At 65.0% G+C, this 17,262-nt stretch carries 18 protein-coding genes; 11 read left to right on the forward strand and 7 right to left on the reverse strand.

What is annotated here, in order from left to right:
- Together HWX00_RS19870 and HWX00_RS19875 are read right to left on the reverse strand one after the other, a co-directional pair.
- Positions 1 to 1,173, reverse strand: coding sequence for an alpha-hydroxy acid oxidase (locus HWX00_RS19870; protein ID WP_124669308.1), 1,173 nt, complete (start codon positions 1,171 to 1,173; stop codon positions 1 to 3).
- A 64-nt stretch (positions 1,174 to 1,237) separates the two neighbouring features.
- Entirely contained in the window at positions 1,238 to 2,737 is a 1,500-nt protein-coding gene (locus tag HWX00_RS19875; protein ID WP_059556549.1) for a sensor histidine kinase, read from the reverse strand.
- Between the two features lie 574 nt (positions 2,738 to 3,311).
- On the opposite strand from HWX00_RS19875, the gene HWX00_RS19880 reads away from it, so the two are divergent.
- Together HWX00_RS19880 and dctA are read left to right on the forward strand one after the other, a co-directional pair.
- Positions 3,312 to 4,235 carry a LysR family transcriptional regulator gene (locus HWX00_RS19880; protein WP_034191665.1) on the forward strand — a complete coding sequence of 308 codons (924 nt, stop codon included), beginning with the start codon at positions 3,312 to 3,314 and terminating at the stop codon, positions 4,233 to 4,235.
- A 30-nt stretch (positions 4,236 to 4,265) separates the two neighbouring features.
- Positions 4,266 to 5,582 (forward strand): C4-dicarboxylate transporter DctA, encoded by a 1,317-nt coding sequence (gene dctA, locus HWX00_RS19885; RefSeq protein WP_175027516.1) that lies wholly within the window; start codon positions 4,266 to 4,268, stop codon positions 5,580 to 5,582.
- Positions 5,583 to 5,622: 40 nt separating this feature from the next.
- On the opposite strand, the gene HWX00_RS19890 is transcribed toward dctA, so the two are convergent.
- The 3 genes from HWX00_RS19890 to HWX00_RS19900 form a co-directional block, all read right to left on the reverse strand.
- Complete coding sequence (locus tag HWX00_RS19890; RefSeq protein WP_034191663.1) at positions 5,623 to 6,405, reverse strand: substrate-binding domain-containing protein; 783 nt, start codon at positions 6,403 to 6,405, stop codon at positions 5,623 to 5,625.
- A gap of 52 nt (positions 6,406 to 6,457) precedes the next feature.
- On the reverse strand, positions 6,458 to 7,753 hold the full coding sequence (gene tcuC / locus HWX00_RS19895; protein WP_034191358.1) for an MFS transporter: 1,296 nt from the start codon (positions 7,751 to 7,753) through the stop codon (positions 6,458 to 6,460).
- A 255-nt stretch (positions 7,754 to 8,008) separates the two neighbouring features.
- Positions 8,009 to 8,908 carry a LysR family transcriptional regulator gene (locus HWX00_RS19900; protein ID WP_059556550.1) on the reverse strand — a complete coding sequence of 300 codons (900 nt, stop codon included), beginning with the start codon at positions 8,906 to 8,908 and terminating at the stop codon, positions 8,009 to 8,011.
- 111 nt (positions 8,909 to 9,019) lie between these two features.
- On the opposite strand from HWX00_RS19900, the gene HWX00_RS19905 reads away from it, so the two are divergent.
- From HWX00_RS19905 to HWX00_RS19915, 3 genes are all read left to right on the forward strand, one after another.
- Positions 9,020 to 9,883, forward strand: a complete 864-nt coding sequence (locus HWX00_RS19905) for an SDR family oxidoreductase (protein ID WP_175027517.1) — start codon at positions 9,020 to 9,022, stop codon at positions 9,881 to 9,883.
- A 244-nt stretch (positions 9,884 to 10,127) separates the two neighbouring features.
- The gene (locus tag HWX00_RS19910) at positions 10,128 to 10,442 is read left to right on the forward strand and encodes a helicase (RefSeq protein ID WP_175027518.1); all 315 of its coding nucleotides are present in this window, start codon (positions 10,128 to 10,130) and stop codon (positions 10,440 to 10,442) included.
- Positions 10,443 to 10,794: 352 nt separating this feature from the next.
- Entirely contained in the window at positions 10,795 to 10,941 is a 147-nt protein-coding gene (locus HWX00_RS19915; RefSeq protein ID WP_175027519.1) for a hypothetical protein, read from the forward strand.
- 31 nt (positions 10,942 to 10,972) lie between these two features.
- Here HWX00_RS19915 and HWX00_RS19920 read toward each other — a convergent pair whose 3' ends face one another.
- Positions 10,973 to 11,260, reverse strand: coding sequence for a hypothetical protein (locus tag HWX00_RS19920; protein ID WP_080288006.1), 288 nt, complete (start codon positions 11,258 to 11,260; stop codon positions 10,973 to 10,975).
- Between the two features lie 738 nt (positions 11,261 to 11,998).
- Between HWX00_RS19920 and HWX00_RS19925 the strand changes: the two genes are divergently transcribed.
- Positions 11,999 to 12,310, forward strand: a complete 312-nt coding sequence (locus tag HWX00_RS19925; protein ID WP_034191353.1) for a hypothetical protein — start codon at positions 11,999 to 12,001, stop codon at positions 12,308 to 12,310.
- A gap of 231 nt (positions 12,311 to 12,541) precedes the next feature.
- Here HWX00_RS19925 and HWX00_RS19930 read toward each other — a convergent pair whose 3' ends face one another.
- A complete protein-coding gene (locus HWX00_RS19930) occupies positions 12,542 to 13,249 on the reverse strand; it encodes a hypothetical protein (protein ID WP_226193936.1) in 708 nt (235 codons plus the stop codon).
- A gap of 248 nt (positions 13,250 to 13,497) precedes the next feature.
- On the opposite strand from HWX00_RS19930, the gene HWX00_RS19935 reads away from it, so the two are divergent.
- The 5 genes from HWX00_RS19935 (at position 13,498) to HWX00_RS19950 (ending at position 17,172) form a co-directional block, all read left to right on the forward strand.
- Positions 13,498 to 14,568, forward strand: coding sequence for an AraC family transcriptional regulator (locus HWX00_RS19935; RefSeq protein WP_226193938.1), 1,071 nt, complete (start codon positions 13,498 to 13,500; stop codon positions 14,566 to 14,568).
- Positions 14,569 to 14,665: 97 nt separating this feature from the next.
- Positions 14,666 to 15,112, forward strand: coding sequence for a VOC family protein (locus HWX00_RS19940; RefSeq protein ID WP_124669305.1), 447 nt, complete (start codon positions 14,666 to 14,668; stop codon positions 15,110 to 15,112).
- A gap of 32 nt (positions 15,113 to 15,144) precedes the next feature.
- Complete coding sequence (locus HWX00_RS36860) at positions 15,145 to 15,471, forward strand: hypothetical protein (RefSeq protein WP_226193939.1); 327 nt, start codon at positions 15,145 to 15,147, stop codon at positions 15,469 to 15,471.
- A gap of 94 nt (positions 15,472 to 15,565) precedes the next feature.
- Positions 15,566 to 15,721 carry a hypothetical protein gene (locus HWX00_RS36865; RefSeq protein ID WP_226193941.1) on the forward strand — a complete coding sequence of 52 codons (156 nt, stop codon included), beginning with the start codon at positions 15,566 to 15,568 and terminating at the stop codon, positions 15,719 to 15,721.
- A 254-nt stretch (positions 15,722 to 15,975) separates the two neighbouring features.
- Complete coding sequence (locus HWX00_RS19950) at positions 15,976 to 17,172, forward strand: porin (protein WP_124609831.1); 1,197 nt, start codon at positions 15,976 to 15,978, stop codon at positions 17,170 to 17,172.
- Positions 17,173 to 17,262 lie beyond the last annotated feature (90 nt).

Here is a 17,262-nt window from a genome sequence, read left to right on the forward strand (position 1 = left end):
TCACGCCGCACGCAGAAATTGCGGACCTAACGCCTCGATCGAGGGACAACCAAGCTGTCCCAGCGTACGGTCGATTTCGGCGCCCAGCAAGGATAGCGCATGCAGCGCACCCTGCTCTCCGCCCGCCGCGACCCCGTAAAGCACCGGTCGGCCGATCATCACCGCATGCGCACCAAGTGCGAGTGCCTTCACCACATCGGTACCGCGGCGAAAACCGCTATCCACGATCACCGTTGCTCGTCCCGCGCAGACGCGAACGATCTCGGCGAGCACGTCGATCGACGGCACGGTGCCGTCGAGCTGACGACCGCCGTGATTGGAAACGACCAAACCCTCCGCACCCGCCTGAATTGCGCGGGTGGCATCGTCGGCATCCAACACGCCCTTGACGATCAGCGTGCCCTTCCAGCGTTCGCGCAGCCATGCCACATCGTCCCACGTGATCGAAGCATCCATCTGGCTCGCCATATAGCCCATGCCGCTACGCACGCTTTGCTGACCGGCCGGCAGATATTCGGCAAGGTTTGCAAACGTCGGCGCACCGTTCGGCATCAGCACATTCCCGATCCAGCGCGGGTGGCACAGCGCATCGACCCGATTGCGCCAGTTCAATTTCATCGGTGCACGAAACGGCCGCTGCGCCCATTCCCGATTGCCGAGATGGGTCGCGTCCGTGGTCAGGACCAGCGTGTCGCAACCCGCCTGAGCCGCCCGATACATCAATCCCGAGGTTACCGCGCGATCCTTCAGCATGTAGAGCTGCATCCAGACGCGTCCGCCCGCATCGCGCGCCAGTTCGTCGACGCGCCGGTTCGACACCGTGCTGAGCGTGAACGGGATGCCCGTCCGCGCCGCGGCCCGAGCGAGCGACAGATCCGCGTGACGGTGGTAGATGCCGTTGAAACCGGTAGGCGCGACGATCAACGGCAACGCGACGCGCTTGCCGAACAGCGTGCTCGACAGGTCCCGCCGCTGGGTGTCGACGAGTGTCTTCGGCACGAAGCGCCAGCGCTCGAATGCGCTTCGGTTGGCTCGCATCGTCACCTCGTCCTCTGCGCCGCCATCCAGATATTCGAACGCGAAATTCGGCAGCCTGCGCCGAGCCAGCATCCGGAGTTCCTCGACATTGCAGGCATGGTTATATTGAGTCGGAACGGACAGACGTCTTTTCATCGGTGTTCGAGGCATGGATCAGGTGTGAACGAATTGCGGCGGTTAACTCGCGGCCAACCGTGAGTCATCCATTCGGCGCTTCCAGCGGAAGCGTGAAGCAGAAAGACGTGCCGCGGCCCGGATTGGCTTCGGCCCAGACATCGCCGCCATGCCTGGAAACGATGTTCTTGCAGAGCGAGAGCCCGATACCGTTACCCCCGAGCTTCGACGTGAAGAAGCCATCGAATACCTTCTCATGCTGGCCGAGATCGATTCCGACACCGGTGTCCGACACGCGCAACACTGCGCGACCGTGCTCCGAACAGGTCCCGATGGTCAGGAAACGCGATGTCTCGGGCACGTCGAGCATGGCCTCGACCGCATTGAAGGCGAAATTGAGGATCACCTGCCCGATCAGAATCTTTTCACAGCGGACCCGTATCGGGCGATCGCTAAGCGCGAATTCGAACGCCACGCCAACCTCACGCGCCTTCAGGGCGATGAAATACTCGACATCGTGCACGATGTCGTTCAGGTCGATCGCCTCTTCAACCTGCTCGAGCTTCACGACGTAATCACGCACGCTCTTGATGATGACCGATGCGCGCTCGACCTGCTTGAGCACGCTCTCCAGCCCCCACATCACTTCGTCCGGCGTAACGGGCGACTCGTTGAGTCGCATCATGCCGCCCTCGAGAAAATTGCGCGCCGACGCAAGTGGCTGACTGAGTTCGTGCGAGAGCGTCATCGCCATCTCCCCCATCGCGTTGTAGCGTGCGAGGTATTCGAGCTTGCGTTCGCTTGCCCGACGCATTTCCTCCGCCTCGACTTGAGGCGTGACATCGCGAAAATGCAGCAGGATGCCGGTCAGATCGTCTTCCAGTTCGACGTGGCGGCAAAATGCGTCATGCCAGCGCAGCGATCCATCACCATTTCTGATCCGGTAGCGAAACGAAGTCGGCTCGTGATGCAGCTCAGCCTCGGCGAGCTGGGCAAGCACGATCCGCCGCGACGCGCCATCGCATAACGCGGTGAAATCGATCAGCGTCGACGCATCGGCCTGCAAGCCAAGCAGCCGGCATGACGACTCGCTCAGATATTTGATCTCGCCGTTTGCCGACAACACTGCAATCCCTTCGCTCAGGTCGTGCATGAACTCCCTGAGGCGGGTCTCGAATCGCTTCAGGTCCTTCTTGATCCGCTCCTCGGCGGCGATATCCCTGAACTGGACCATCAGCACGTCGCGATCGTGCAGCTTGACGCATGTCGCTACCGCTTCCGACAGGATCTCCGTGCCGTCTTTCGCGCGATAACACCACTCGATGATGCTCTCGCCGTTCTCCGCTGCATCCTTCAGCCACTGCAAGCCGATCTCGTGTCGGTATTTCTCCGCGTTGCGGCTCATATCGGGCGCCTTGAGCGGTCGCAATTCTTCGACGGTGAAGCCCAGTGCATTGCATGCGGCGGCGTTGGCCCAAAGAATGGCCTTGGTCTTTGCGTCGTGCAGGATCATGCACGTCTTCAGCGATTGAAGAAGCGCAAGGCGATCGGCATCCAGCAGTTCGAATCCGGAGGACGTTTCCATTCGCTCAGCCCCAACGATGAAGTGTGAAGGCCGTGCAACGAAGGCCTGACCAAAGCTTAGCGCATCGTCAATTTTGACTCATAGGGTTGAAATGGGGTCTCGCGCCAAAGGTTTCTTTATCGGGTCGGCCTCAAGAGCCGGCATTTTCCAACCAAGACCGGGACGAAAATTGGACTGGTCGGTCCGGCCTCCCCCCGTTCATCCAGGCACACCGGCCAAGCTGCTGTAATCCTCGGAGGGAAAAACGAGCGGAACAAGAAGGCACGCTCGGAGGTTTCGGGCGCCCATGGCATCGCACCCAATCATCTGAAACGTCCGTTTTCAGCCGCTGCACCGAATCGGAAAAGGGTTGCAGACGCTTCACTGATGGCACGCTGGCGGCGCGGCCGATGCGAAAGCTCTGCCTGGGCGAAAGCGACACGGTACATCGGGAAGCGCCGTCGGGAAGATCGGTTCGCGGCGCGGCCGGGCAGCACGCCGCGCCGCGTTATCGTTGCCGCGTGGACAGCGGGACACGCATGGCGCGAGCGGAATCATGCACAATGCTCGCCATTAGCGTGGTGGAGACTTGTGCGTGGCGATCAACTTCGATTTAACCGACTTGCAGGCATTTCGCGCCGTCGTGGAAACGGGCAGCTTCCGAAAGGCCGCGGACGCCGTCAGTATTTCCCAGCCGGCCCTGAGCCGCCGGATCGACAAGCTCGAGGAAGCGCTCGGCGTGCGGCTCTTCGAGCGCACCACGCGCAGCGTCTCGCTCACCACCGTCGGTCGCGTGTTCGCGCAGAGTGCCGAACAACTGCTGGACGACCTCGATGCCGCGCTGCTCGGCATTCGCGACGTGTCGTCGAGCCGCCTGGGTCATGTGACGATCGCCTGTGTGCCGTCGGTCGCCTACTACTTCCTGCCCGCCGTCATCGCGCGCTATCATCAGCGCTTTCCGCGCATCAGGGTGAAACTGCTCGATGCAAGCGCCAACGAGGTGCTCGGGGCCGTCATCAGCGGCGAGGCGGATTTCGGCGTGAGTTTCATCGGCAGCCAGGAGGCGGAGATCGAGTTCAAGGTGTTGCTCCAGGAGCGGTTCGTTGCCGCCTGTCGCCGCGACCACCCGCTCGCTCGCAAGAAGCGCGTGACCTGGAGCGAGCTTTACGAGCACGATTATGTGTCGGTCGACAAGACTTCCGGCAACCGTCTGCTGCTGGACCAGGCGCTGGCTGCCGTCGCGCCGCGCACGCCGAGCGTCTGCGAGACACGCCACGTGACGACCCTGCTCGGCTTGATCGAAGCGGGGCTCGGCGTCGCCGCAGTGCCTTCGATGGCGATGCCCGGGCATGACCACCCTATACTCACGAGCGTGCCGCTCGTCGAACCGGTCGTCAAACGACGCGTGGGCATCGTCAAGCGGCGCGGACGCCCCCTCACGCCGGCCGCCGAGGCATTCCATCAGATGGTCATCGAGGCCAGGCGTGGCGGTATCGCCAGCAGCGGCGCATCGGCATAACGACCACAGAGAGACACGAAGGAACGGATGGTGAGGTTGGCCAGACTGCTTGGATCGCTTTACGTGCAGGTTCTGCTCGCGATGTTGCTCGGCATCGGCATCGGTCACGCATGGCCGGGGGCGGGCGCGATGCTCAAGCCCCTCAGCGATGCATTCGTCGGCCTGGTGAAGATGACCATCGCCCCGATCGTCTTTTGCACGATCGTCTCGGGCATCACGTCGCTGGCGGACGGGAAGGCCATCGGCCGCACGATCGTGCGGGCGCTGGCGCTCTTCTATCTGTTGACCGCCGCCGCGCTCGCGTTCGGGCTCGTCACCGCATACGTGCTGCAACCGGGCGCCGGCATGCACATCGATGTCCACCACCTGGACGCGAGCATCCTCGCTCCGTATGCGAAGCATGCGGAGCCGCGCGACCTCGTGGCGTTCGGACTCGGCATGATTCCGGACACGATGCTCGGCGCGTTTGCCAAAGGCGAAGTGTTGCCGGTGCTGCTGCTGTCGCTGTTGTTCGGTTTCTCGCTGAATGCGCATCCGCGGGCCGGTCGGCCCGTGCTTGCGCTGATCGACGGTGTCGCCCAGGTCGTCTTTCGCGTGCTCGGGATGATCATGCGGCTCGCGCCGCTCGGCGCATTCGGCGCGATGGCGTTCACGGTCGGCCGATTCGGCATCGGGTCAGTCGGCTCGCTTGCGAAGCTGATGGCGTCCTTCTACGTGGCCTGCGTGCTGTTCGTCGTGCTGGTGCTCGCACCGCTCGCGCGACTGCACGGTTTCGCGCTGTGGCGGCTTCTGCGCTACATGCGCGAAGAGTTGCTCATCGTCCTCGCGACATCGTCCACGGAGCCGGTCCTGCCACGTCTGATCGTCAAGCTGGAAGCGCTCGGCTGCGACAAAGGCGTCGTGGGACTCGTGCTGCCGGCGGGTTATTCGTTCAATCTGGACGGTACGGCGATCTATCTGACGCTCGCGGCATTGTTCATCGCGCAAGCGTGCGACGTGCCCCTCTCCGCGTCGCAGATCGCGACGATGCTCGCGATCATGCTGCTTACCTCCAAGGGAGCGGCCGGCGTATCCGGCAGCGGGCTCGTCGCGCTGGTCGCGACGCTCGCCGTCATGCCCGACCTGCCCGTCGCCGGCGTCGCGCTGCTGGTCGGCATCGATCGCTTCATGTCCGAGGCGCGAGCGCTGACGAGCGTGATCAGCAATGCCTGCGCGGTGATCTTCGTATCGTCGTGGGAAGGCGCGTGCGATCGGACACGCCTGGCGCAGCGGCTCGCCATGGCCGGGCCGGCCTCCCCTGACGGGCCCGATCAAAACACGGCCACGCCAGATGCCGGCCGGCGGTGACGGGAAGGCGGTCTGACGCAGGCCTTCCCGCCGATCGGGCTCAATGAGCGGATGCGGAATCCAGCCCGGTCGATTTCACGTCGGCCTGCACGTCGGGCGACGCAAGATAGTCCAGCAGCGCCTTCGCTTCCTTCGGATGCTGCGCACCGACGGGGATGCCGGCAGCGAAGCGCGTGACCGACTGCAGCGATTCGGGAATCTTGCCGACGAAGGTCGCACCGGGGACGGGCAGCAGCTCGCTGACCTGCTGGAAGCCGATTTCATAGTCGCCGTTCGCGACGACCGACGCCACCGGAATCCGCGGGATCATCTTCGCCTTCGACTTCACCTGCTCCTCGATGCCGAGCTTCTTGAACAGTTCGCGTTCGATATACACGCCGCTCGCGCTGTCCGAATAGGCGATCGACTTCGCGTGCAGCAGCACCTGCTTGAGACCTTCTGCGGTGCTGATGTCCGGCTTTGCCGCGCCGTCGCGCACCACCATGCCGATGCGCGAGTCGGCCAGCTCGACGCGGGAGCCGGGGATGACCTTCCCTTGCTTGATCAGTTCGTCCAGCGCGTAGCCGACCATGATGACGGCGTCGGCCGGCTCGCCGCGCGCGAGCCGGTTCGGAATCGCCTGGGGCGCCTGGCCCATCGACGGGCCGAGCGCGGTGTCGAGCGTATTGCCGGTCGCGGCCGCGAAACGGGGGCCGAGCAGTTTGTAGGCGGCGGTGAAGCCACCCGAGCTCATCACGTGGAGCTCGGCCGCCTGTACGTTGGCAGCAAACGCCGAGGCGGCGACGAGCGCGGTGACGCAAAATTTCAGGAGCGGATTTCTCATGGTCGTGGTCATGCGAATTCGTGTGTGAGTGAAGTTCCGGATGGGCCGGACATCAATGCGCCGGCGTGAGCGTCGCCGTGCGGTGACGATAGAGCGCGAAAGTCGCAAGCAGCGCGCACACCGCGGCGAAGCTCATCCAGTAGCCCGGCGCGGCCTTGTCGCCCGTCATGTGGATGAGCGCGGTCGAGATGGCCGGCGTGAAGCCGCCGAATACGGCCGTCGCAAGGCTGTAGGCGAGCGAGAAGCCCGCGACGCGCACCTGCACCGGCATCACTTCGGTGAGCGCGACGACCATCGCACCGTTGTAGATCCCGTACATGAACGAGAGCCAGAGCAGGACGAGCAGCATGTTGACGAACGACGGCGCGTGAGCCAGCAGCGAGAGCGCCGGGTAGGCGGTCACGACGGTGAGCATCGTCATGCCGACCAGCAGCGGACGGCGGCCGATCCGGTCGGACAGCGCACCGCCGATCGGCAGCCATACGAAATTCGACACACCGACGCAAAGCGTCACGAGCAGGCTGTCGGCGGTGCTCAGATGCAGCACCGTCTTGCCGAAGGTCGGCGCGTACACCGTGATCAGGTAGAAGCTCGTGGTGGTCATCGCGACCAGCATCATGCCGGCGATCACGATGCCCCAGTTCTGGACCAGCGTACCGAACACTTCCTTCATGCCCGGACGATGCTTGCGAGCCTTGAACTCCTGGGTTTCCTCCAGGTTGCGGCGCAGCATGAAGATGAACGGGACGATCATGCAGCCGACGAAGAACGGCACGCGCCATCCCCACGATGCGATCGCCGATGCGCTCAGCCACTGGTTGAGCGCGAAGCCCAGGCCCGCCGCGACGACGATCGCGACCTGCTGGCTGGCCGACTGCCAGCTCGTGAAGAAGCCCTTGCGGCCGGGCGTCGCCAGCTCGGCGAGATAGACCGATACGCCGCCCAGCTCGGCACCCGCGGAGAAGCCCTGCAGCAGCCGCCCGATCAGCACGAGCGCGGGCGCCAGCAGGCCGATCGTCGCGTAGCCCGGCACGAACGCGATCAGGATGGTGCCGCTGGCCATGATCGACAGCGTGACGATCAGGCCCTTGCGGCGGCCGACCTCGTCGATGTACGCGCCCAGCACGATGGCGCCCAGCGGCCGCATCAGGAAGCCGGCGCCGAACACGGCGAAGGTCATCATCAACGACGCGAACTCGCTTTGCGCGGGAAAGAAGACATTGGCGATCTGCGTGGCGTAAAAGCCGAACAGGAAGAAGTCGAACTGCTCGAGAAAATTGCCGGCCGTGACGCGAAAGATCGCAGCGGCCTTCGAACGTTCGGCCGGAAGGCTGGACGAGGGGTGCATCTGGGTGTCTCCTGAAAAACCTGAAATACGCGGGAGGGGATGGTGGATTGTCGTTTTGTCGAATGTTCGCCCGGCATCGATCAAACGATAAGTGCGATTTTTGGAAGGATTGATGCAACAAGGTTATCAATCGGCGTGGCCTCGCCGGTTTCGGTCAGCGCCTGTCCGCCGAACGTCGCGCCGCACGGAGGCGGGACGTCACGATCCCTCGCTCGCCTCGTGCAGCAAGGCGTGCGAGCCGAGGCCGGCGCCGTTTCACCGCGCCGGTTCGGTATAGGCAGCCAGTTCTTCCGGCTTTCCGGACGGGAACGCATCCTTCAGGTGATCGAGAAATGCGGAAACGCGGACGCTCAGCAATCGCCGGGACGGATACAGCGCCCACAGCGCGATTTCGGGGCCCGGTACGTCGCCCCAGCTGACGAGCGTGCCGGCGGCCAGATCGCCGCTCACGAGCGATACCGGGAGGCAAGCCGCGCCCAGTCCCAGACGCACCGTGTCGCGTACCATGACCAGCGACGACAGCCGGGCCACGGGCTCGATCGCGATGCGTGATGCTCCGGCGGGCCCCGTGACGTCCCATGCGGTGCGCCGGCCGTCGCCCCCGCGCACGACGGCCGGCACGGGCGCATCGCCGGTGGGCCGCGCCAGCTCGGGCCTCGCGACGACGACGAGCCGGTCGCGCAGGAACACGCGCCCGATCAGGCTTTCGTCGGGGTCCGGGTTCACGCGGATCACGAGGTCGTACCCTTCCTCGATCATGTCGACGGGCCGGTCTTCCGTCGTCACCTCGAGCCGGATCTCCGGGTATTTCAGCGCGAACGTCGCCACCAGCTTCCCCATCGCGAACTGGGAAAAAAGCATCGGCGCGCTGATGCGCAGCCGGCCGCGCGGCCGCTCGCTCCCCGACGCAATCGCCGACGCGCTGTCCGCGAGCTCCGCGAGCAGCGTGCCCGTCCGCTCGTAGAGCGCGCGCCCTTCCTGCGTGAGCTTCACGCCGCGCGAGCCGCGCTCGAACAGGCGCAGCGACAGACTGTTCTCCAGCTCCGCGACGCGGCGCGACAGCGTCGCCTTCGGGCGCCCCGCCACCCGCGCGGCTTCGCCGAAACTGCCATGACGGGCGACGAGATTGAAATCGGCGAGCGCAAGGAGGTCCATGTGTTCCACCAGTGAGACGATACGTCTATTTACCACACCTTCCGGATCGTTTGTGGATCACCTACCTTACGTGGGCAGGTCAACCCAACCGAAATTCCAGGAGCGAACATCATGACCATTCTCGTAACCGGCGCCACCGGCCGTGTGGGCCGCCAGGTCGTCCGTCAACTCGTCGATCGCGGCGTCGACGTGCGCGTGCTGGTACGCGATCCGTCCCGAGCCGACTTCCCCGCCGCGGTAACCGTCGCGCAGGGCGACATGCTCGACATCGACGCGCTTCGCACGGCCTTCTCCGGCGTACGCACGCTGTTTCTGCTCAACGGCGTGGCGGGCGACGAATTCACACAGGCACTGATCGCGCTGAACCTCGCGCGCGAATCGGGGATCGAGCGCGTCGTCTATCTGTCCGTCCTGCACGCCGACCGTTTCGTGAACGTGCCGCACTTCGCGGTGAAATCCGGCGCCGAGCGGATGATCGAGCAGATGGGCTTCAGCGCGACGATCCTGCGGCCGGCGTATTTCATGGATAACGAATCGATGGTCAAGGACGTGATCGTCGAGCACGGCATCTACCCGATCCCGATCGGCAGCAAGGGCGTCGCGATGGTCGACGTGCGCGACATCGCGGAAGTGGCGGCACTCGAACTGATCCGCCGCCACGACGCGCCCGGCAAGCTGCCGGTCGAGACGCTCAACCTGGTCGGGCCGGACACGCTGACGGGCCCGCAACTGGCGGCCGTCTGGTCGGACACGCTCGGCCGCCCGATTGCCTATGGCGGCGACGATCCCTCGCCGTTCGAACACAACTTCGCGCAGTTCATGCCGAAATGGATAGCCTACGAAATGCGGCTGATGGCCGAGCGGTACGTCAGCGACGGCATGGTGCCGGAAGCAGGCGATGTCGAGCGGCTGACCGCGATCCTCGGCCGCCCGCTGCGGACGTATCGCGACTTCGCGGCAGCCCTCGTCCGCTGAGCGCGATACCGGGCCTTCAAGCTCCGTGCGGCCGTGCGAGCTGTTGCACGCGGGGAACCGGTCGCCGTGCCGGGCCGGTTCCCCGCGACCGCCATGCTGTCGGCGCCTCGGCAGCGGCCCGCCTCGTCAGGAATCGCCTCTGCCGGACTGCCTCGCGGCACCCGCGGCCATCGCACGACATGACCGATCTTCGCCGGATCGTCGCGCGGCGTTAGAATAGCGCCCCTTCTCATGGGAGACGACAATGTCCTGGTTCGTTTACGAAGTGCCCGAATATCACGAAGACGCTGCGCGCGTCGAGCCCTTCAGCGATCTGCGCAGCCGTGTGCTGGAAGTCGGTGGCTTCCCCATGGCGGACGAACTGGAAAGCGTGCGCGAGAACGCCGCGGCGACAGCGGACACGCCCGGGCGTCCCCTGCGGACGCCGGAAAATCCGCAGGTCTTTCCGATTCCCTACGCCGAATCCATGATCCTGGTCGGGTTCATCTTCGATCTGAAACGCGAATTCCGGCAACTGGTCGTGTCGCCCGTCGAAATGCCCTGGCTGAAAGACGCGTAAAAGGCGGCCGGCGCGGAAACCGACGGGAGCGTCTTGTCTGCTCTGGCGCCCGGCCCGTCCGGATATCCAGCCAATGTTGCCGAATACCGCGCGTTGGGACGGGCGGCTTGCTCGTTGGCCTGAATCGACGCGCGATCGCGATGCCCGAAGACACCGGCGGAAGCGCCGGACGCGTACCCGAAATCAGTTCGACGATTGAGTGTGGCGACGACCGTTTGAATCCGCCCGGTACACCCGTCAAGGCTCCGGTCGCTACTCGGGCAAGCGGCCATTACCTGTAGCGCGAACCGTCGGCGCGGTTGCCGGGGCAATGCCGCCGTGGAGGTTTTTTAGTACCCCGAAGATCGGGCGCATGAACCGACGCGTCTATCGCGCGCGTGACGCAGCGCGTGCCGGTGTGTTCGACTACATCGAGCACTTCCGCCATTCGCACCGTCGGCGCTCGACGCCGAACTTCGTCAGCCCGGCTCAGTTCGAGCGACGTATGACGGGCGAGTGAACCCGTCCGGGAGAACGGGGGAAGACCGCTTTCAGAAATCCACGACCGAAGCCCCGCTCACCTTCCCGTCGATGATGTCCTTGCCTTGCTGTCGTGCCGCACGCCTTGCCACTCCGAAATCGGAGAACGTGTGCGGCTGGTTCAGCCGGAAAACACGGCTTGCGGGGGAGCTTGCTATCGAGGACGGACGGCATATGCGCACCGCAATGTCATACCCTTCGGCATAACGCGAATGCCTGTCGAAGCGGATGAACGTGCGGGCGAAGACAAGAGGATGAAGTTCGTACCCCTTGTAGAGAAGAAGCGGATATGTCGGCATGTTGGTGACTCCACAAGGGGAGACCCACTATACACGGAACAGGTAGCGCAGGGTGACGCAGATTTTCGAAGCGCGCCGACTGCAGGTACCCGCGCCCGCCGCGCGATGGTCGCGCTCTGGCGTGCCCGTGGCATCGAGCCGAAGCTGCCCGGTCGCCTCTCGGCGTGATGAGAAAACATCGAGCCCGCACGCCTCGTCGCGGCCGAAATAAAACGGTTGCGCGCCCGGCGATACGCGTATGATGGGTTCATCCGGGCCGTATGCGCGAACCGCCGACTCCCCCCTCCAGCTTGGGCCTTGCCATGGCTTGGGCACCGTATTTCCCAATCTCTTCAACTCGTCGCGCCGTGCGGCAGCTGCACCGCACAGAACCGGTTCTTGTACCGCTTTTCGGAATCCACGTGTTCTCGCCGGGCATCAAGTCGAGATGCAAATCTTAATCAAAAGGCGGCGAACATGAACGGGTACTGCGATGTGGAACGCGAGCTGGTCCATATCAGGCGAGCCATCGGGCTGCTTGAACGAGCACAGCACGCCTTCATCAACAAATCGTCTGCAAGCGATCCTGCATATTGGCGAGTCAGGCTCGACAAACTCCGCAGGCAATCTGATCGAAACAAGGTCCTTGAACTCCAAGTGGACGAGCTGCTAGGGCGCCTCGCGGGAATTCAAGGGGCGCGCTGCGGCAAATAGGCCCCTGTTTCGTCACCCGCCGACTTCAAACTCGGGAGCAACATCATGATCGACGCCAGCCCAAGCAACACGTTTCGACATCTCCCACTCTCGCCGGAGCAGGACACGGAAATCCGGCACTATATCAAGCGGAAAAAGCAAAGGGGCGAGCAATGGGATACCCCCGAGCTGGCAATGATGCTCGGAGACATGCTTGCCCCTCCGCCAAGCGACGATGATGCGCCGGAGCGTACCGTCGAGGAAACGAAACTGGCCTGCGAGTTTGCATTGGCGTCGATCGACGAAGCCATGGAATCCGTTTCCGCAAGCGAGGAACGGCTCGCCGCGGTGGAAGCCGAGGAAATGAAGCACCGGTGACAGCGGTTTGCCGGCGCTCACGCGCCGTGCCAGCGGCTGGTCGATCACTCGCTGCGGCCTGAAGTCAGGTATGCCTTGAGCCACGACGCCACGAGCGACGATTCATGAAATCGCCCGGGCGTCGCCCTCCGGTGCGCGACCGGCGACTTTTGACCCATTTCGTCATCACCTCGAGCATGCGCGAGCTTGATCGATTCCAGTCGACCGCTCACATCCGCTTGTCCCCACGCGTCAACACGGCACCCGCCCGCCAACGCCATTGCCCATCATCGTGCACCAGCGCTGGGTCTCTACCTGCGGCTGCGGATACGGCAATCCGGTCCGCGGATCGATCGAGTCGAGCGGATTCGGTCCCGGGGGATGGTTTGCCGCGTGCCTCGCGGCGGTCTCCGCCATCTGTTTCGCGGTCTCCGCACGTTGTCGAGCGAGGTCCGCCTTCTGCTCGGCATCCACTTTCTTCGTCATGGTCACCAGCCGTGCGAACTGCGGATCGCGAACATCCTGAAGCGGCGGGAAAGGCGGCGCAACCGGCATGAAGAGCACCGGACCGTCATATCTCGGCACCGGCAGTTTCGACGGCTTGCCGAAATCCGCGGCCATGCTGATCTCCCACATGCCGACGTTCATGCCGAGCGCATGCTCGTAGTGCCGGTTCACGTCCGCGATACCGAGCGGCCCGGACGGCGCGGGCAACGGCTGAAGAGCGGGCGGCAGCGTTTGCCGGGCGGCAGGATACATCGCGCGCACCCAGCTCACCGCGGCGACCGAGTATTGATAGAGCATCGCGTCGTACTTTTCCAGCACTTGCGCGCGACTATAGCCGCCGGGATTCTCGAACAACGGCTTGTACGCCGCGAGGCTATCGAGGTACCGCATGTTGTCGTTTCGCTGCTGGGCAACGAACTGCTGCTGAGGATCGGCCGGAGCGGACGAAGTCACGGCAGCGCATCCGGTGAGCAGGCTGGCGACGAATGCGACGCTCGCCGTCGTTCGTGGTGCCGACCGGGGTCGACGCAAGATATTGGGCATCGGGAACGCAGTGAAGAGTAGCGGAATTGTCGTGAACCGGCGATCTGCCGACGCCGGCCGGCAGTCGCCACGCTCGCCCTATTCTGCCCCGCCCCCTCGCCGTTCCCGGTGGATTTGCGTCTCGTCCTGGTGGATTCCAGCCTCGGGATCGCGGGCGCATGGGCATCCGCCGTTCGTCGAGCGGCACTGTCATTCCCGCGAACGGTCTGGCATCGAGCCCGAACCCGCGGCTTCCTCCGTCCGCAGGCGCCGTCGCATCCGCGGCGCGCCTCCCGCCGATGGCGTCAATCCATGCCTCCCGGCAACGCCGACAACGTCGGCGTCCATCCGCCATCCGCAGTAGAATCCGCGTGATCAGCACCGAACGGCTTGGCCGCGCATCCCGCGCGCCGTGCCGCCGACGATCACGGGAACCCATGATCCTCAGCCGCCGCCCCGGCGGATATCTGCGGCTCTTCATCGACTCGGTGTGGGCCTCGTATCCGCCGTTTCCGATCCGAAACGAACATTGCCGCGAGCGCGTGCTGCCGACCGGCGCGGTCCACCTCGCGATCCGGCTCGACGCGGATCCGTTGCGCCTCTTCGATCACGCCGCCGACCAGACCGGCCGAACGATCGGCGTCGCCGTGATCGGCGGCCCACGGGCGGCCCCGTATATCAAGGACGTCGCCGTTCCGGTACCGACCGTCGGCGCGCTGATTCGGCCGGGCGCGGTCCGGCTCGTCACCGGTGTACCGGCATCGGCTCTCTACGGCCTGCACCTGTCGCTCGACGATTTGTGGGGCGCCGCCGCTTTCGGCCTACGCGACCGGCTCGGCGAAATCGATTCCGCCGCTGCGCGGCTGGATCTCTGGGAAACGCTGTTGACGGCGCGGCTGCCGCGTGTGGCCGGCATCGACCCGGCCATCGCCGAATCGATCGCGCAATTGAATCGCGGCACGGAGGTACGTGCAATCGTGCAGCAGATCGGCTGCAGTCACCGTCACTTCGTCGCACGATTTCGCGACGCGGTCGGCATGCCGCCGAAACGCTACGGCCGCGTGCGCCGCTTCGGGCAGATACTCGACGGGCTGTCGGCCGAACCGGCCGCCTCGTGGGCCGATACCGCCGCGCTCGCAGGCTATGCCGATCAACCGCATTTCAATCGCGAGTTCCTCGAATTCACCGGCTTGTCGCCGGAACAGTACCGGCAACGCGCGAGCACGAACGGCTTTCACGTACCGCTCTGACGCGCTGCCGCCACGGCGGCGGTCAATTTTGTTCAAGACCGGACGCGAAATGCCCGATAGGATCGGGCCACACTCTCGCCGTTGATCGGAGGGCACCATGGCGATTCACGAAGTCTTTCCGTATCTGCGCGCCAAACGCGCGGAGGACGCCATCGCGTTCTATGCGAAGGCATTCGGCGCGCGCGAAAAATTCCGTCTGGTCGAACCGTCGGGACGCATCGGTCACGCGGAGTTGCAGTTCGGGCCGTGCACGCTGATGATCTCGGACGAGTTCCCGGAATACGATCTCTTCGCCCTCGACCCGGCGGGCAACGCGCCGATGGCGCTCCATCTTCATGTCGACGACGCCGACGCGACGATCGCCGCCGCCATCGCGGCCGGCGCCAGCCTGACACGCGCGATCCAGGATCAGTTCTACGGCGAGCGTTCCGGCCGGATCCGCGACCCGTTCGGTTACGACTGGTTGATCGGACAGACGATCGAAGCGGTCGAACCCGATGAAATGCAGCGGCGTTACACCGCGCTGCTGTCGGGCGATCAGTAGCAGGTTTGCGCCGCCCCCGCCCGACATTCGCGATGCACTGCCACCCCGGCGACATCAGCCGGTTTTTCCTGTGCGTGCCGACGTTGCACTTGAACCGCCCTGCGCCGGCCGAATCGTTCCTGGCTGCTGCCGTCGATGCCGGCTACGAACTCGGGCATGTGCTGCGCGACTACCCGCGGGTTCGCTATCGGCCGCTCGACTTCCACTCCCTGTGCCGGCAAAGCCTGTCCGTGCTCGACGACACGCTGCTGGCCGACCTGACGGGCGACATGCCGCTCGGATGGCGCGGCGCGCACTGGGCAGCCCTGCTGATCGCTATCGGGCGACGCGCGCTATCTGCCGCATCTGGACGAAGCTAGGCGCCATCGCGGTGTCGAATGGGCAGCCGAGCTTGCCGAGGCCGCGTCGTGCCCCGATGCGCGATCGTCGGCCTTCCGTTGCTGCCGATCGATCGTGCAGTTGCGCAACCAGCTCGCCGCGTTGCCGCGCGTCACCGTCCGGCTGCGACGCGGACTCACGCCCGACGCGCTCGAAGCCCGGGCGAGCGCCGTGCGGGCCGCGTATCGGAATGGCGGCCTCGACACCGCGCTGGCGATGGCCCGCCGTTAAGCGTTCGACGAACGATCACGCGACCCCGGCTCGAACCGCCGGACGCCGCGACACACGTCCCGCTCCGGCCTGAATCCCCGCAGCCGCCCCCGAGATTCCATTCGATTTCGCAGAGGACCTTTCCTGTGCAACGCCTTAATCGACGGCCGCACGATCTCCAATAATGGCCGCTCGATCCGTCGGCCGGTACGCCGATGCGACCCGCCGGCCATCGCGCCGGATCAACGATAAAAACTCCTATGCACTCCTACCAGATGAAAAAGCATGCCGGCGCATGCGTCGCGGGGACCGTCATTGCCGCCTGCCTGACCGGCATCGCACCGGGCATCGCGCACGCCCAGAGCAGCGTGACGCTGTACGGCCTGATCGATACGTCGATCACCTACGCGACCAACCAGCGCACGCAGGGCGCGGGATCGCCCGGCAGCGGCACCGTCGCGCTGACGAGCGGCGCACTGAACGCATCGCGCTGGGGGCTGCGCGGCCGCGAGGACCTCGGCGGCGGGATGGCCGCGGTCTTCGCGCTCGAGAACGGCTTCTCGGGCACGAACGGCAAGCTGTCGCAGAAAGGCGTCGACCTGTTCGGCCGTCAGGCCTGGGTCGGCGTGAGTTCGAAGACGGCCGGCACGTTCACCTTCGGCCGCCAGTACGACCTGATTCTCGACTTCGTGACGCCGCTCGGCGCGTCCGGCCCCGGCTGGGGCGGCAACCTCGCGGTCCACCCGTACGACAACGACGATTCGAACCGCAACATCCGCATCAACAACGCGGTGAAGTACACGAGCCCGACGTACCGCGGGCTGACGTTCGGCGCGATGTTCGGCTTCTCGAACACGGCCGGCCAGTTCTCCAACAACGCGGCATGGAGCGCGGGGGTGTCGTATGCGAACGGGCCGTTGAAGCTCGGCGCCGGCTACCTGAAGATCAGCCGCGACCGCAATGCGCCGAACCCGGACGGCGCACTGAGCACGGCCGACGGCTCGGCGACGATCACGGGCGGCAACCAGCAGATCTGGGCGATGGCCGGACGTTATGCGTTCGGGCCGCACTCGGTCGGCGCCGCGTGGTCGCACTCGACCACCGACGGCGTGACGGGCGTGCTTCAGGGCAGCAACATCGCACCGCTGAAGGGAGAATCGCTGGTGTTCGACAACTTCACGGTCGACGGCCGCTACTTCGTCACGCGAGCGCTGAGCGTCGCCGCCGCATACACGTACACGATGGGCCGCTTCGACACACGCACGGGCCAGACGCGCCCGAAATGGAACCAGGTCGTCGCTCAGGCCGACTATGCGCTGTCGAAGCGCACGGACGCCTATCTCGAAGGCGTCTACCAGAGCGTGAGCGGCGGTAACGGCAATCCGGCGTTCAATGCGACCGTCTGGACGCTGACGCCGTCGGCGAACAGCAACCAGGTGGTCGTCGCGCTGGGGCTGCGGCACAAGTTCTGACGAGGCGGCGGCGGACGGTATCCCGCACGCCCGATCGCCGTGAGCCGCGCGCGGCGGGCGGGAACAGGAATGCCGCCCGACTGTCGCGTT

It is taken from the genome of Burkholderia seminalis DSM 23518 (assembly GCF_902832885.1).
Classification (GTDB): domain Bacteria; phylum Pseudomonadota; class Gammaproteobacteria; order Burkholderiales; family Burkholderiaceae; genus Burkholderia; species Burkholderia seminalis.